The organism is Sphingomonas sp. Root710 (assembly GCF_001429065.1).
Classification (GTDB): domain Bacteria; phylum Pseudomonadota; class Alphaproteobacteria; order Sphingomonadales; family Sphingomonadaceae; genus Rhizorhabdus.
The window spans coordinates 176,923-191,493 of sequence record NZ_LMIB01000016.1; the positions used below are offsets into that span (position 1 = coordinate 176,923).

Here is a 14,571-nt window from a genome sequence, read left to right on the forward strand (position 1 = left end):
AGCGAGAAATAACCATTACCCCTTCATCCGGTTGATGTCGTCGACCGAGATGGTGCCGCGGCCGCGGAAGTAGATGACGAGGATCGCCAGGCCGATCGCCGCCTCGCCCGCCGCGACGGTCAGCACGAACATCGCGAAGACCTGGCCGACCAGATCGCCGAGATAGGCGGAAAAGGCGACGAGGTTGATGTTCACCGACAGCAGGATCAGCTCGATCGCCATGAGAATGATGATCACGTTCTTCCGGTTCAGGAAGATGCCGAACACCCCCATCACGAACAGGATCGCCGAAACGACCAGATAATGTTGCAAGCCGATCACAGCTCCACCCCCTGGCCGACGGCCGGCTTGACGTTGCGGGTCGCATCTTCGGGGCGGCGCTTGTTCTGCGCCACGATGTTCTGCGCCTTGACCCCGCCGCGTACGCGGTGGGTGAGGACGATCGCGCCGATCAGCGCGACCAGCAGGACCAGGCCTGCGCCTTCGAAGATGTAGAGATAGCGCGTGTAGATCAGCGTGCCGAGCGCTTCGATGTTGGATACGCCCTCGGGCGTCGGGGCGATGCGGGTCGCCATGTCGATCCCGCCAGCCTGCCACGCGCCGACCGCGAAGATCATCTCGGCGGCGAGCACGATCACCAGCAGCACGCCGAACGGCAGATATTGGGCGAAGCCCGCGCGCAGTTCGGCGAAGTCGATGTCGAGCATCATCACCACGAACAGGAACAGCACCGCGACCGCGCCGACATAGACGATGACGAGCAGCATCGCGATGAACTCGGCCCCGACGAGGATCATCAGGCCCGCCGCGTTGAAGAAGGCGAGGATCAGCCACAGCACGCTGTGGACCGGATTGCGCGCGAGGATGGTGAGCACCGCGGAGGCGATCACCAGCGTGGCGAACAGATAGAAGGCGATGGTCTGGATCATCAGGCGCGCCGATCCTGCATAAACAAAGTCCGCTCACCCTGAGGAGCCACTGAGCTTGCCGAAGTGGCGTCTCGAAGGGCGTCCTTCGATACAGGTCCTCGCCAGGCTCGGCCCCTACTCAGGATGAGCGGGGAATGGGAGATGGAGCGCGCCATTACCGGTACGGCGCATCGGCGGCAAGGTTGGCGGCGATCGCGGGTTCCCAGCGGTCGCCGTTCGAGAGCAGCTTGGCCTTGTCGTAGAGCAGCTCTTCGCGCGTCTCGGTCGAATATTCGAAGTTAGGCCCCTCGACGATCGCATCGACCGGGCACGCTTCCTGGCAGAAGCCGCAGAAGATGCACTTTGTCATGTCGATGTCGTAGCGGGTCGTGCGGCGTGACCCGTCGTCGCGCGGCTCGGCCTCGATGGTGATCGCCTGCGCCGGGCACACCGCCTCGCACAGCTTGCATGCGATGCAGCGTTCTTCGCCATTGGGATAGCGGCGCAGCGCATGTTCGCCGCGGAAGCGCGGGGACAGCGGGTTCTTCTCGAACGGATAATTGATCGTCGCCTTGGCCTTGAAGAAATATTTCAAGGTCAACCAGTGCGCCTTCACGAATTCCCAGAGGGTGAAGGACTTGACGATATGGCCGAGGCTCATCGCGCTCAGACTCCATAGCGGGTGAGCATCAGCCACCCGGACACGAGGAACACCCAGAACAGCGACAGCGGCAGGAAGACCTTCCAGCCCAGCCGCATCAGCTGGTCATAGCGGTAGCGAGGCACCGTCGCCTTCACCCAGGAGAAGACGAAGAAGAAGAACATCAGCTTGGCGAAGAACCAGATGATGCCCGGCACCAGATCGAGCAAGCCGACAAGCCATATGAGGCCACGAAGGACGACGTCCTGAGGACCGCCCATCCACGAGGTCAGGCAGGCGATGGTCGCGCTCACATCGACCGGGGGCAGCCAGCCGCCCCAGAACAGGATCGCGTTCAATCCGCACATCAGGATGACATTGGCATATTCGCCAAGCCAGTAGAGCGCGAAGGACATCGACGAATATTCGGTCTGGTAACCCGCGACGAGCTCAGACTCCGCCTCGGTGAGATCGAACGGCGCGCGCGCCGTCTCCGCCATCGCCGAAATCAGGAAGACCACCGCCATCGGGAACAGCAGCGGGTTGAAGCCGAAGCCGTTGAGGAAGCCGAAAACGTGGGCGCGTTGCGCCTCGACGATCGCCGACATGTTGAAGCTGCCCGCCCACAGCACGACCGAGATCAGCACGAAGCCGATTGAGACTTCATAGCTGACCATCTGCGCGGCGGCGCGCAGCGCCGAGTAGAAGGGATATTTGGAGTTGGACGCCCAGCCCGCGATGATCACGCCATAGACGCCGATCGACGAGGCCGCGAGGATGTAGAGCAGGCCGACATTGATGTCGGCGAGCACGACACCCGGCGCGAAGGGGATCACCGCCCAGACGATCAGCGCCACCGTGAAGGTGATGATCGGCGCGAGCAGGAACAGCCCCTTGTTCGCTGCCGATGGGATGATCGTTTCCTGCAGGAAGACCTTCAGGCCGTCGGCGAAGCTCTGCAGCAGGCCGAACGGGCCGACGACGTTCGGGCCGCGGCGCAGCGCCATCGCCGCCCAGATCTTGCGATCGGCATAGATTATCATCGCCACCGCGAGCATCAGCGGCAGTGCGATGACGAGGATGCCGATGATCGTCGAGGCGAACCAGGCCCAGTCGTAGGTCAGGCCGAGATGCTGCTGGAAGAAAGCGGTCATTCGGCAGCCTCCGCGAAGCTCTGGCCGTGAATCAGTTCGGCCGAGCAACGCTGCATCGTGTCGCTGGCGCGCGCGATCGGGTTGGTCAGGTAGAAATCCTTGATCGGATAGCCGACCGGGCCCGAGACAGCGGCAGCGAGCTTGGGCGGGGCCCAGCCATAGTCAGCCAGCCCTTCCTGACCCAGCGCCGGGACGTCGGCGGCCATGGCGGCGCGCAGGCCGTCGAGGCTGTCGAACGGCAGCGTGTGGCCGAGCACTTCGCTCAGCGCGCGCAGGATCGTCCAGTCCTCACGCGCATCGCCGGGCGGGAAGACCGCGCGGTCGCCGCGCTGGACGCGCCCTTCGGTGTTCACATAGGTGCCGGGCTTCTCGGTATAGGCCGCGCCCGGCAGGATCACATCCGCCGCCGCCGCGCCCGCGTCGCCATGATGGCCGACATAGACCTTGAAGCTTTTGGCGAACTTGGTCGCGTCGACATCGTCCGCGCCGAGCAGGAAGAGCAGCTTCGGCGCGGCGGCCACGAGGTCGGCGATGCCGCCCTTCTGGCCATAACCGAGCATCAGCCCGCCCATCCGCGCGGCGGCGAGATGGACGACATTATAGCCGTTCCAACCCTGCTTCACGAGGCCGAGCGTCTCGACCAGCGCCAGCGTCGCACCCTGAGCGCCCGCCTTCAGCCCGCCGCCGCCGAGGATCAGCGCCGGACGCTGGGCGCTGGCGAAGGCGTCGAGGACGGTCTGCGGCAGTGTGCCGAGCATGCCGAGATCGTTGCCGAGCCACTGGACCTTGTAAGTCAGGTCGAGCTCTTCGCCGATCGCGAAGATCGCCGCACCGCGCTTTGCCGCCTTGCGGACCCGCGTGTTGATCAGCGGCGCTTCCCAGCGCAGGTTGGTGCCGACCAGCAGGATCGCGTCGGCGGTCTCGATGCCCGCGATCGTGCTGTTGAAGTTGACCGACGCCAGATCGCTGACGTCATAGTCCATGCCGGTCTGACGGCCTTCGAGCAGGGTCGAACCCATCTTCGCCAGCAGCGCCTTGGCGGCGTACATCGTTTCGCAGTCGAGCTGGTCGCCCGCGACCGCGGCGACCGACGAACCCGCCTTCACCGCCTTGATCGCGGCGAACGCCTCGGCCCAGCTCGCCTCGACCGGCTTGCCGCCCTTGCGGACATAGGGCTTGTCGAGACGGCGGCGGACCAGGCCATCGACAGCATGGCGCGTCTTGTCCGACGCCCATTCCTCGTTCACGTCCTCGTTGATGCGCGGCAGCACGCGCAGCACCTGACGGCCGCGGCTGTCGAAGCGGACATTGGTGCCGACCGCGTCCATCACGTCGATGCCGTAGCTCTTCTTGAGCTCCCACGGCCGCGCCTCGAAGGCATAGGGCTTGCTGGTCAGCGCGCCGACCGGGCAGAGATCGACGACATTGCCCGACAGCTCGCTCGTCACCGCCTGTTCGAGATAGGAGGTGATCTGCATATTCTCGCCGCGATAGATCGCGCCGATCTCCTCGACGCCCGAGACTTCCTCGGCGAAGCGGACGCAACGGGTGCACTGGATGCAGCGGGTCATCGTCGTCTTGACGATCGGGCCCATATATTTGTCGGTGACGGCGCGCTTGTTCTCGGCGAAGCGGCTCTGCCCCTTGCCATAGGCGACCGACTGGTCCTGCAAATCGCATTCGCCGCCCTGGTCGCAGATCGGGCAATCGAGCGGGTGGTTGATGAGCAGGAACTCCATCACCCCCTCGCGCGCCTTCTTCACCATCGGCGACTGGGTGAACACCTCCTGATTGTCGGCGGCGGGCAGCGCGCAGGACGCCTGCGGCTTGGGCGGCCCGGGCTTCACCTCGACAAGGCACATCCGGCAATTGCCGGCGATCGACAGCCGCTCATGGTAACAGAAGCGCGGAATCTCCTTGCCCGCGGCTTCGCAGGCCTGGAGCACCGTGGCGCCGGCGGGGACCTCGACTTCGATCCCGTCTACGGTCAGCTTAGGCATGGAGAGTCCTGACAGTCATCAATTGGTCGCCGCGAGCGCAGGCGCGGTCGCACGATGGAAAAGCGCCTCGGCTAGCGCGGCGCGAAGCCCCTGGCGATTGGCCTTGAGCGTTGCGCCCTGCGGCAGGCACGGGCCGAGCGACGGCGCCAGAGCCCGCGCGGCGGCGAGCTCTTCGGGGGTTTCCGCCGACGTGGCGAGGAGCGCCCGGATGCCTGCGGGATTCTGGTCGGCAACGCACACCGCCATCTCGTCGACGATCGGGTCCCGGCCTGTGATGGCGAACCATTCGCGTGTGTAAGAGGCCTGCGAGGGCGCTGGTTGAAGCGCCTCGTCGTCCTTGATCGTATCGAGGATCGCTTCGGCATACATGCCACGCATCACATCGGGCGAAGAGGTGATCTGCAAGCCCTCGGCGACTGCCCCATCGCTCAGCGTGACGCTGTTGTTGCAATCCACTTGGCGGGAAAGGCTTCGCTCGTAGCGTTCCTGATCCGCTGGGGCCAGCGACGTCATCAAACCCCGGACCGACGCCCCGCGCTTCAAATAAAGACAGGCAGCAAAGCGGTGAGCGGCCCTGACGGCGCTGCCATTATCCCGTGCACGCGTCGTGTCGCGTGTCTCACGCTGGATCAGGCGCGATCCCAGCTTAGGCTCCGCCTGCGCCATGGTCGCCAGCAGCATCGGAGCGAGCACCGCTCCGGCTAAAGTGGTAGCGAGCAAATTCCGGTTCATTCGGCCGCCTCCATCATCGCGCCGCCATCATTGCCCCGTTCCCGGATCCGGCGCTCGACTTCGGGACGGAAATGCCGCAGCAGCCCCTGGATCGGCCAGGCGGCCGCATCGCCCAGGGCGCAGATGGTATGACCTTCGACCTGCTTGGTGACGTCGAGCAGCGTGTCGATCTCGTCGACCCGGGCTTCTCCGGTGCGCAGCCGCTCCATCACCCGCCACATCCAGCCGGTGCCCTCGCGGCACGGCGTGCACTGGCCGCAGCTCTCATGCTTGTAGAAATAGGACAGCCGGCTGATCGCGCGGACGATGTCGGTCGACTTGTCCATGACGATCACGGCGGCGGTGCCGAGGCCCGAGCCGAGCGCCTTCAAACCGTCGAAGTCCATCGGCGCGTCCATGATCTGCGCGGCGGGCACCAGCGGCACCGAGGAGCCGCCCGGGATCACCGCGAGCAGATTGTCCCAGCCGCCGCGAATACCGCCGGCATGGGTGTCGATCAGGTCGCGGAACGAGATGCCCATCTCCTCCTCGACCACGCAAGGCTTGTTCACATGGCCCGAGATCTGGAAGAGCTTGGTGCCCTTGTTGCCCTCGCGCCCGATGCCCGCGAACCAGGCCGCGCCGCGCCGCAGGATCGTCGGGGCGACCGCGATCGATTCGACGTTATTGACCGTGGTCGGGCAGCCATAGAGGCCCGCGCCTGCCGGGAAAGGCGGCTTCAGGCGCGGCTGGCCCTTCTTGCCCTCGAGGCTCTCGATCTGCGCGGTTTCCTCACCGCAGATATAGGCGCCCGCGCCGCGATGGACGAAGACGTCGAAATCATAGCCCGAACCGGCGGCGTTCTTGCCGAGTAGCCCGGCGGCATAGGCCTCTTCCACGGCGGCGAAGAGAACCTTGGCCTCATAGATGAACTCGCCGCGGATATAGATATAGGCTGCCCGCGCGCGCATCGCATAGCCCGCGATCAGCGCGCCTTCGATCAGCTTGTGCGGATCGTGGCGGATGATCTCGCGGTCCTTGCACGAGCCGGGCTCGGACTCGTCGGCATTGATCACCAGGAAGCTCGGCTTGCCGGGCTTGGGCTCCTTGGGCATGAAGCTCCACTTCATGCCGGTCGGGAAGCCTGCGCCGCCGCGGCCGCGCAGGCCCGACGCCTTGATGTCCTCGATGATCTGGTCCTGGCCGCGCGCCATCAGCGCCTTGGTGTCGTCCCAGTCGCCGCGCTTGCGCGCGGCATCGAGGTTCCAGGGCTGGAACCCGTAGAGATTGGTGAAGATGCGGTCCTTGTCGTCGAGCATCAGACCGTTTTCCCGAAGAATTTGGCTGCGATGAAATAGACGGCCAGCCCGATCGCGATGGCGATCGCGATGCCGAGCAGCTTGAAGGTCAGCTTGATGAGGATGACCGCCACGACGATCGTGACGATGATCGAGATCAGCGCGCTCATGCGGGGGTGTTCCAGCGATTGCGGTAATCGTGGTTCTCGCCGACCATCTCCTTGAGCGTGGTCGGACCGCCCTCGGCGCAGCTCGTCTGGCGGTCGATCTGCGGGCCGATCTTGGGCTGCTCGCCCTTCGCCAGCGCATCGAGGATCGCGGTGGTCGTCTCGAAGGTCAGGTCTTCATAATTATCGTCGTTGATCTGGACCATCGGCGCGTTGGCGCAGGCGCCCAGGCACTCGACCTCGGTCAGCGTGAACAGCCCGTCGGCAGTCGTCGCGCCCTTCTTCAGGCCCTTCTTGTAGCAGGCGTCGAGCACGTCGTCCGATCCGCGCAGCATGCACGGCGTCGTCCCGCACACCTGGACATGATAGCGGCCGACCGGCGCGAGATTGTACATCGTGTAGAAGCTGGCGACCTCGAACACGCGGATATAGGCCATGCCGAGCTGGCGGCCGATATATTCCATCACCGGCACCGGCAGCCAGCCCTGGGTCCGCGTCTCCGCACCCACCTGGCGCTGCGCGAGGTCAAGCAGCGGCATCACCGCCGACTGCTGGCGGCCCGGCGGGTAGCGCGCGATGATCTTCTCGGCCTGCGCCGCGTTCTCGGGCGTCCAGGCGAAATCGCCCCAACGCGCGCGGGTCTCGGCCTCGTCAGGGATATGGGCTGCGTCAGACATTAGCGGTCGCACTCCCCGAACACGACGTCGATCGCCGACAGGACGGCAGTGGTGTCGGCCAGCATGTGGCCCTTCATCATGAAATCCATCGCCTGGAGATGGCTGAACGCGGTCGGCCGGATCTTGCAGCGATAGGGTTTGTTGGTGCCGTCGGAGACCAGATAGACGCCGAACTCGCCCTTGGGGCTCTCGGTCGCGACGTAAACGTCGCCGGCGGGCACGTGGAAGCCTTCGGTGTAGAGCTTGAAATGGTGGATCAACGCTTCCATCGAGCGCTTCATCTCGCCACGCTTGGGCGGAACCACCTTGCGGTCGAGGCTGGCGATCGGCCCCTCGGGCATCTCGTTGAGGCACTGCCGCATGATGCGCGCCGACTGGCGGACCTCCTCGACACGGACCATGAAACGGTCATAGCAATCGCCCTTGGTGCCAACCGGAATCTCGAAATCCATCCGGTCATAGACGTCATAGGGCTGCGCCTTGCGGATGTCCCAGGGGATGCCCGCCGCACGGATCATCGGCCCAGAGAATCCCCAGGCGATCGCATCGTCCTTGCTGACGGTGCCGATGTCGACATTGCGCTGCTTGAAGATGCGGTTGTCGGCGACCAGGCTGATCGCATCCTCGAACAGGCGCGGCAGCCGCCTGTCGAGCCAGTCGCCGATGTCGGCGAGCAGCTTGAGCGGAGCGTCCTGGTGGACGCCGCCGGGCCGGAAATAGGCCGAGTGCATCCGCGCGCCCGACACGCGCTCGAAGAAGTTGAGGCAATCCTCGCGGATCTCGAACAGCCACAGGTTCGGCGTCATCGCGCCGACGTCCATGACGTGCGACCCGAGGTTGAGCATATGGTTGCAGATGCGGGTCAGCTCAGCAAAGAACACCCGCAGATATTGCGCGCGCAGCGGCACTTCGAGCTGGAGCAGCTTCTCGATCGCCAGCACATAGCTGTGCTCCATCGCCAGAGGCGAGCAATAGTCGAGCCGGTCGAAATAGGGCAGCGCCTGCAGGTAGGTCTTGTACTCGATCAGCTTTTCGGTGCCGCGGTGGAGCAACCCGACATGCGGATCGACGCGCTCTACGATCTCGCCGTCGAGCTCCATCACCATGCGCAGCACGCCGTGCGCCGCCGGGTGCTGGGGGCCGAAGTTGATCGTGTAGTTCTGAATCTCGGTCTCGCCCTGCTGGGCCTCCGGAGTCAGGGTCTCGTAGGTCGAGGCCATTACTTCGTCCCTCCGTCACCCTTGGGCTTGCGCGGCGCGCGCGGCTTGGCCGGAGCTTTCGCCGGGTCGGTGTCCTTCGAGGTTTCGGCCTTCGGCTTCGCCGACGCGCGCGGCTTGGCGGCGGCCTTGTTCGCGGCCTTGCCCGCGCCGGTGTCGGCTGGGCTGTCGGTGGTCTTCGGCGTGGCCGGCGGCGGCGTGGCGGCCACGGGGGCCGGATCGGCATTGGCGGGCGCAGGCGCGGGCGTCGGCGCGCCCGGCTGGGCCGGCGAAACCTTTTCGTCGCCCGGCAGGATATAATCCGCACCTTCCCATGGGCTCATGAAGTCGAAGCTGCGGAAATCCTGCGCCAGCTTCACCGGCTCATAGACGACGCGCTTGTGGCTTTCCGAATAGCGCAGCTCGACATAGCCTGTCAGCGGGAAATCCTTGCGCTGCGGGTGACCGCGGAAGCCATAATCGGTCAGGATGCGGCGCAGGTCGGCATTGCCTTCGAACAGCACGCCATACATGTCGAACACTTCGCGCTCGAGCCAGCCCGCGACCGGCCAAAGCCCGGTCACGCTCGGCACCGGCTGCACCTCGTCGGTCGCGACATGGACGCGGATGCGGTGATTCTTCGTGAGGCTGAGCAGGCAGTACACCACCTCGAAACGCTCGGCGCGCTCGGGATAGTCGACGCCGGCGATCTCCATCAGCTGCTGATAGGCCAGGTCGTCGCGAACGATCGTCATCGCCTCGACCAGCGCCTCGCGACGGACATGCAGCGCATATTCGCCGACGCACTCGCGAACCTCGATCAGCCGGTCGCCCAGCGCGGCCCGGGCCGCATCGGCGAAACCCTCGATCGTCGCGAAGCGCGGAAAGGTCATCGAGCCGCTCACGATTTCCCCACTCACCGTTCCAGCGTCCCGACCCGGCGGATCTTACGCTGCAGCTGCATGATGCCGTAGAGCAGCGCCTCGGCGGTCGGCGGACAGCCGGGGACGTAGATGTCGACCGGCACGATCCGGTCGCAGCCGCGCACCACCGAATAGCTGTAATGATAATAGCCGCCGCCATTGGCGCAGCTGCCCATCGAGATGACGTATTTGGGCTCCGACATCTGGTCGTAGACGCGGCGGAGCGCCGGGGCCATCTTGTTGCACAGCGTGCCCGCGACGATCATCACGTCCGACTGGCGTGGGCTGGCGCGCGGCGCGGCGCCGAAGCGCTCGAGGTCGTAGCGCGGCATGTTGACGTGGATCATCTCGACCGCGCAGCAGGCGAGGCCGAAGGTCATCCACCACAGCGAGCCGGTGCGCGCCCACTGGAACAGCTCTTCGGTCGAGGTGACGAGGAAACCCTTGTCGTTGACCTCGGCCTGCAGCGATTTGAAGAATTCGGCGTCCGGAGCCATATTTTCCGTGGGGTGCGGGTTCCGGGCCGGGTCGAGGATCACTCCCATTCCAGCGCTCCCTTTTTCCACGCATAGACATAGCCGATGGTCAGTTCGACCAGGAAGATCATCATCGACAGCCAGCCGACGAACCCGATTCCGCCGAGCGACACCGCCCAGGGATAGAGGAAGGCCGCTTCGAGGTCGAATATGATGAACAGGATCGCGATCAGGTAGAAGCGCACGTCGAACTGTGCGCGGCTGTCCTCGAAGGCGGGAAAGCCGCACTCATATTCGGTGAGCTTTTCCGGGCTGGGCTTGTGCGCGCCCGTAAGGCGGCCGACTGCCATCGGCAGAAAGACGAACGCGCTCGACAGCGCGAGCGCCACGCCCAGGAACAGCAGGATCGGCAAATATCCGGCGGCGACTGACGCCATGAACAGGCTCCGAACAAGGGGCCGGGAATCCGGCCTTTGTGGCGTCGTTTAGGCCTGCCGCACCTGCGAAGCAAGGTGCTGGGCCGGTGAGAATGAATCGCAATAAGCGGGAGTAAATCGGGGCTTTTGCCATCCCGCCGCCTCCGTTCGTCATCTCAGCGAAAGCTGGGATCTCATTGCCTTTGCCAACGGCGAACCAAAGGGAGATTCCAGCTTTCGCTCGAACGACGATCGAGCGCCTTCAGACCCCCTTCAAACCCTGCGCGACCAGCTTGTGGATCTTGGTCGCGAGGCCATCATTGGTGGCGAGATATTCGTTGCGCTCGTGCATCCGGTCGCCGCCGCGGAAGTCGCTGACGAAACCGCCGGCCTCGCGCACCAGCAGGATGCCTGCTGCCACGTCCCAGATGTTGAGGCTGCTTTCCCAGAAGGCGTCGTAGCGCCCTGCCGCGACCCAGGCGAGGTCGAGCGCTGCCGAGCCATAGCGGCGGATGCCCGCCACTTCGGGCGCGACCTGTGCGAAGATCGACGTCCACTGCCGGATGTCGCCGTGCCCCATGAAGGGAATGCCGGTCGCGACCAGCGCCTCGCTGAGATCGCGGCGTGCCGACACGCGCAGCCGGGCGTTCTGCAGCCAGGCACCACGGCCCTTTTCGGCCCAGAAGCTCTCGTCGGTCAGCGGCTGATAGATCAGCGCCTGAGTCACCTCGCCGCGCTTCTGCCCCGGGCGCGGCTCCTCGACCGCGATCGAGATGGCGAAGTGCGGCAGGCCGTGAAGGAAATTGCTGGTGCCGTCGAGCGGATCGACGATCCAGCGCGGCTTGGTCGGGTCGCCCTCGATCTCGCCGCCTTCCTCCATCACGAAGCCCCAGTCGGGCCGTGCGCGCTTGAGCTCTTCATAGAGCGTCTCTTCGGCGCGGCGGTCGGCCATCGACACGAAGTCGGCGGGCCCCTTGCGGCTCACCTGAAGCTGCTGAACCTCGTTGAAGTCGCGCCGCAGCCGCGGCGCCGCCTTGCGCGCCGCGCGGTCCATGACGGTGATGAGGCCAGAATGGGCTACCATGGCAAAATCTCCCCCCCTCCCTGCCAAGGGAGGGGGTTGGGGGGTGGGTTAGTCCGTCGATCAGGGCAGAGCTATCCGCCACAACGCGCGGCGAAACCCACCCCTCGATCCCCTCCCTTGGCAGGGAGGGAAGTTTAGAATCAATCCGCCCGGCGGACATATTCCTGGCTGTAGACGTCGACGACGATGCGGGTGCCGCTGGCGATATGCGGGGGCACCATCACGCGGACGCCGTTTTCCAGCAGCGCGGGCTTGTAGCTCGACGAGGCAGTCTGCCCCTTCACCACCGCATCGGCCTCGACGATCAGCGCCTCAACCGTGTCTGGCAGCTGCACCGAGATCGGGCGCTCGTCATAGAGCTCCATCACCACGTCCATGCCGTCGTTGAGGAAGGCCGCCGCGTCGCCGAGCAGGTCGCGCGGCAGGGTGATTTGCTCGTAGCTGTCCTTGTCCATGAAGGTCAGGTCGTCACCTTCGGCGAACAGGAACTGGAAATCCTTGGTGTCGAGGCGGACGCGCTCGACGGTCTCGGCCGAACGGAAGCGGACATTGTTCTTCCGCCCGTCGATCAGGTTCTTCATCTCGACCTGCATATAGGCGCCGCCCTTGCCGGGCTGGGTATGCTGGATCTTGACCGCGCGCCAGATGCCGCCTTCATATTCGATGATGTTGCCGGGACGGATGTCCACGCCGCTGATCTTCATGATTCACCTGAGACTGTGAGGATTTGAAAGAGCCGGCGGGCGCCATAGCCGCGCGGGCGCGAATTGGCAACTTTGCCGGTCTTCTCGTCCCGATCAGCCGATCGACTTCGAAACCCGCGCCACCCAGCGGTACAGGCCGATCAGCAGAGCGATCACCAGCGCAGTGCCCGCCAGCATCGCCAGTCCTTCATGCCCTGCGCCGATCAGCGCCAGGGGCTCGCCGCTACCGGTGGCGACGATCAAACCGGCGAGCAGGACACCGAACAGGCTCTCGCCGACGATGAAGCCGGAGGCGAGCAGCACGCCCATGCGCTGCGACACCGGATCGGGGTGACGGCGGTCATAGATATAGCCGATCACCGCGCCGGCGACGACCGGCAGGGTTGCCGACATCGGCAGATAGATACCGATGCCGACCGCCAGCGGCGGCATGCGCAGCCACTGCCTGCGCCCGAGATAGGCGTCGAGCGCGATCAGCGCGACGCCGACCCCCGCGCCGATGAAGATCATGTGCCAGTCGAGCCCTGCGCCGAGGATGCCGCTTGCCAGCGTTGCGATCAGCGTCGCCTGGGGCGCGGGCAGCGGCGCCTTCGGCGTCGGCAGGCCGCTGCCGGCGAGCGGTGCGAAGCCATAGGCCGCGTTGAGCAGGTCGAGGATCGGCGGGATCACCGCCGAACCGGCCAGCACGCCGATCATCAGCGCCACCTGCTGCTTCCATGGCGTCGCACCGATCAGCTGGCCGGTCTTGAGATCCTGGAGATTGTCGTTGGCGATCACCGCGCAGGCGAGCACCAGTCCGGTCACGAACAAGGCGAAGGCGACGAGATGCGGCCCCGCCCCGGCATCGGCAATCGGCCGTACCGCCACCGCGAGCAGCAGCGCCGAACCCAGCACGCCGAGGATGGCCAGCCCCGACACCGGGCTGTTCGACGATCCGATCAGCCCCGCCATATAACCGCAGATCGCCGCGACGAACGCCCCCATCAGCAGCACATAGACATAGAAGCCGAGCGACAGCGGCAGCGCATAGGGTGCGAGCGGCCCCTGTCCGGCGAAATGCCAGAGCAGCCCAACGATCAGCGGCGCGATGCCCGCGACGATCACCGCAAGCCAGCCGACGCCGATGTCGCGCTCCTCGACCGGCAGCAATTCCGCCGCGGCCTTGCGCGCCTTCGACGCGGCGATCGCGCCGGCCATGCCCTGCCATAGCGGCCGGGCCAGCTTGCCCATCGTCCAGATCGCCGCCGTGCCGATCACGCCCGCGCCGAGGAAACGGACATCGCTGGTGAACACCGCGAGCGCGGCGTCCTCGGCCGGGCCCGGCGCGGCGGCAAGATAGCTGAGGACCGGCATGGCGACGCCGAAGCCGATCAGCAGGCCCAGCCCCATGGCCAGCCCGACCGACAGTCCGACCAGATGCCCCGCGCCGAGCAAGGCGAAAGACAGCGAGGTCCACAACCCGGTCGCGGCATAGCTGGTGCCGATCCGGAACCAGGTCGCGGCTTCGGCGGCAACCAGCTTGGTCGCGGCGAGCATCGCATAGCCCATCGAGGCGACCGACCCGGCCAGGATCACCCGCAGGCCCGCCTTCGACTCGGCGGCGCCCTCGGCGGTCTGGGTGCCGACGCGCAGCACCTCGGCGGCGGCGACGCCCTCGGGATAGGGCAGGTCCGATCCGGTCACCAGTGCGCGGCGCAGCGGCACCGACAGCACGACCCCCATCATCCCGCCGGCCGCGCACAGCAGGAAGGTCTGCCAGAAGGGAAAGCCCTGCCACCAGCCGATCATCACCAGCCCCGGCAGCACGAAGATGATCGCCGCAATACAGCCTGCCGCCGAGGCGACCGTCTGGACAATATTATTCTCGAAGATGCTGCTGTTGCGTACCAGCCGCAGGATCGCCATCGAGATCACCGCGGCGGGAATCGAGGTCGCGAAGGTCAACCCGACCCGCAACCCGAGATAGACGTTGGCCGACGTGAATATGAAGGTGATGAGAACGCCGAGCAGCAGCCCGCGCAGGGTCAGCTCGCGCGCCGCGCCCGCCACGGCATCCATCTTCCCCGCCATATCGCCTCCTTCGATCGAACGGGCGCAGAATGGCGGCGCAGCCGACTCCTGACAATGGGGAGCGATTCTGTTCGCCGTTGCGATATCGATTTAACGCAGGTGCAGCACACTTACACGGCTGAACATAAAATATGATTATAAACCAAC

Annotated in this window: 16 protein-coding genes; all 16 read right to left on the reverse strand. The window is 65.5% G+C overall.

Going from position 1 to position 14,571, the window contains the following annotated elements; all coding sequences use genetic code 11:
- Positions 1-15: 15 nt before the first annotated feature.
- Complete coding sequence (gene nuoK, locus ASE00_RS18130; RefSeq protein WP_056382945.1) at positions 16-321, reverse strand: NADH-quinone oxidoreductase subunit NuoK; 306 nt, start codon at positions 319-321, stop codon at positions 16-18.
- Positions 318-929: an NADH-quinone oxidoreductase subunit J gene (locus tag ASE00_RS18135; RefSeq protein WP_056382947.1), complete on the reverse strand. Its 612-nt coding sequence runs from the start codon at positions 927-929 to the stop codon at positions 318-320. Before ASE00_RS18135 ends, nuoK begins: the two co-directional genes overlap by 4 nt.
- A 154-nt stretch (positions 930-1,083) precedes the next feature.
- Positions 1,084-1,569, reverse strand: a complete 486-nt coding sequence (nuoI, locus tag ASE00_RS18140; protein ID WP_056382949.1) for an NADH-quinone oxidoreductase subunit NuoI — start codon at positions 1,567-1,569, stop codon at positions 1,084-1,086.
- A gap of 5 nt (positions 1,570-1,574) precedes the next feature.
- The gene (gene nuoH, locus ASE00_RS18145; protein ID WP_056382951.1) at positions 1,575-2,702 is read right to left on the reverse strand and encodes an NADH-quinone oxidoreductase subunit NuoH; all 1,128 of its coding nucleotides are present in this window, start codon (positions 2,700-2,702) and stop codon (positions 1,575-1,577) included.
- Entirely contained in the window at positions 2,699-4,702 is a 2,004-nt protein-coding gene (gene nuoG, locus ASE00_RS18150) for an NADH-quinone oxidoreductase subunit NuoG (RefSeq protein WP_056382953.1), read from the reverse strand. Before nuoG ends, nuoH begins: the two co-directional genes overlap by 4 nt.
- An 18-nt stretch (positions 4,703-4,720) precedes the next feature.
- Positions 4,721-5,434, reverse strand: coding sequence for a hypothetical protein (locus tag ASE00_RS18155; protein ID WP_056382954.1), 714 nt, complete (start codon positions 5,432-5,434; stop codon positions 4,721-4,723).
- Positions 5,431-6,732, reverse strand: coding sequence for an NADH-quinone oxidoreductase subunit NuoF (nuoF, locus tag ASE00_RS18160; protein ID WP_056382956.1), 1,302 nt, complete (start codon positions 6,730-6,732; stop codon positions 5,431-5,433). Before nuoF ends, ASE00_RS18155 begins: the two co-directional genes overlap by 4 nt.
- A complete protein-coding gene (locus tag ASE00_RS23905; RefSeq protein WP_200957966.1) occupies positions 6,732-6,881 on the reverse strand; it encodes a hypothetical protein in 150 nt (49 codons plus the stop codon). The genes nuoF and ASE00_RS23905 overlap by 1 nt, the downstream gene beginning before the upstream one ends.
- A complete protein-coding gene (locus tag ASE00_RS18165; protein ID WP_056382959.1) occupies positions 6,878-7,555 on the reverse strand; it encodes a complex I 24 kDa subunit family protein in 678 nt (225 codons plus the stop codon). The genes ASE00_RS23905 and ASE00_RS18165 overlap by 4 nt, the downstream gene beginning before the upstream one ends.
- Positions 7,555-8,775, reverse strand: a complete 1,221-nt coding sequence (locus ASE00_RS18170; protein ID WP_056382961.1) for an NADH-quinone oxidoreductase subunit D — start codon at positions 8,773-8,775, stop codon at positions 7,555-7,557. The genes ASE00_RS18165 and ASE00_RS18170 overlap by 1 nt, the downstream gene beginning before the upstream one ends.
- A complete protein-coding gene (locus ASE00_RS18175) occupies positions 8,775-9,644 on the reverse strand; it encodes an NADH-quinone oxidoreductase subunit C (protein ID WP_056382962.1) in 870 nt (289 codons plus the stop codon). The genes ASE00_RS18170 and ASE00_RS18175 overlap by 1 nt, the downstream gene beginning before the upstream one ends.
- 23 nt (positions 9,645-9,667) lie before the next feature.
- Positions 9,668-10,219 carry a NuoB/complex I 20 kDa subunit family protein gene (locus ASE00_RS18180; protein ID WP_056382965.1) on the reverse strand — a complete coding sequence of 184 codons (552 nt, stop codon included), beginning with the start codon at positions 10,217-10,219 and terminating at the stop codon, positions 9,668-9,670.
- Positions 10,210-10,587: an NADH-quinone oxidoreductase subunit A gene (ndhC, locus tag ASE00_RS18185; RefSeq protein ID WP_056382967.1), complete on the reverse strand. Its 378-nt coding sequence runs from the start codon at positions 10,585-10,587 to the stop codon at positions 10,210-10,212. The genes ASE00_RS18180 and ndhC overlap by 10 nt, the downstream gene beginning before the upstream one ends.
- A 241-nt stretch (positions 10,588-10,828) precedes the next feature.
- Entirely contained in the window at positions 10,829-11,650 is an 822-nt protein-coding gene (locus ASE00_RS18190; RefSeq protein WP_056382968.1) for an inositol monophosphatase family protein, read from the reverse strand.
- Positions 11,651-11,790: 140 nt separating this feature from the next.
- Positions 11,791-12,354, reverse strand: coding sequence for an elongation factor P (efp, locus tag ASE00_RS18195; protein WP_056382970.1), 564 nt, complete (start codon positions 12,352-12,354; stop codon positions 11,791-11,793).
- A gap of 93 nt (positions 12,355-12,447) precedes the next feature.
- Positions 12,448-14,424 (reverse strand): OPT family oligopeptide transporter, encoded by a 1,977-nt coding sequence (locus tag ASE00_RS18200; RefSeq protein WP_056382972.1) that lies wholly within the window; start codon positions 14,422-14,424, stop codon positions 12,448-12,450.
- Positions 14,425-14,571: the final 147 nt, after the last annotated feature.

Bases quoted from the DNA above. Each gene is read 5' to 3' on its own strand.
- ASE00_RS18135 (WP_056382947.1), bottom strand. From the start codon at position 929: ATGATCCAGACCATCGCCTTCTATCTGTTCGCCACGCTGGTGATCGCC.
- nuoI (WP_056382949.1), bottom strand. From the start codon at position 1,569: ATGAGCCTCGGCCATATCGTCAAGTCCTTCACCCTCTGGGAATTCGTG.
- nuoH (WP_056382951.1), bottom strand. From the start codon at position 2,702: ATGACCGCTTTCTTCCAGCAGCATCTCGGCCTGACCTACGACTGGGCC.
- nuoG (WP_056382953.1), bottom strand. From the start codon at position 4,702: ATGCCTAAGCTGACCGTAGACGGGATCGAAGTCGAGGTCCCCGCCGGC.
- ASE00_RS18155 (WP_056382954.1), bottom strand. From the start codon at position 5,434: ATGAACCGGAATTTGCTCGCTACCACTTTAGCCGGAGCGGTGCTCGCT.
- nuoF (WP_056382956.1), bottom strand. From the start codon at position 6,732: ATGCTCGACGACAAGGACCGCATCTTCACCAATCTCTACGGGTTCCAG.
- ASE00_RS23905 (WP_200957966.1), bottom strand. From the start codon at position 6,881: ATGAGCGCGCTGATCTCGATCATCGTCACGATCGTCGTGGCGGTCATC.
- ASE00_RS18165 (WP_056382959.1), bottom strand. From the start codon at position 7,555: ATGTCTGACGCAGCCCATATCCCTGACGAGGCCGAGACCCGCGCGCGT.
- ASE00_RS18170 (WP_056382961.1), bottom strand. From the start codon at position 8,775: ATGGCCTCGACCTACGAGACCCTGACTCCGGAGGCCCAGCAGGGCGAG.
- ASE00_RS18175 (WP_056382962.1), bottom strand. From the start codon at position 9,644: ATGACCTTTCCGCGCTTCGCGACGATCGAGGGTTTCGCCGATGCGGCC.
- ASE00_RS18180 (WP_056382965.1), bottom strand. From the start codon at position 10,219: ATGGGAGTGATCCTCGACCCGGCCCGGAACCCGCACCCCACGGAAAAT.
- ndhC (WP_056382967.1), bottom strand. From the start codon at position 10,587: ATGGCGTCAGTCGCCGCCGGATATTTGCCGATCCTGCTGTTCCTGGGC.
- ASE00_RS18190 (WP_056382968.1), bottom strand. From the start codon at position 11,650: ATGGTAGCCCATTCTGGCCTCATCACCGTCATGGACCGCGCGGCGCGC.
- efp (WP_056382970.1), bottom strand. From the start codon at position 12,354: ATGAAGATCAGCGGCGTGGACATCCGTCCCGGCAACATCATCGAATAT.
- ASE00_RS18200 (WP_056382972.1), bottom strand. From the start codon at position 14,424: ATGGCGGGGAAGATGGATGCCGTGGCGGGCGCGGCGCGCGAGCTGACC.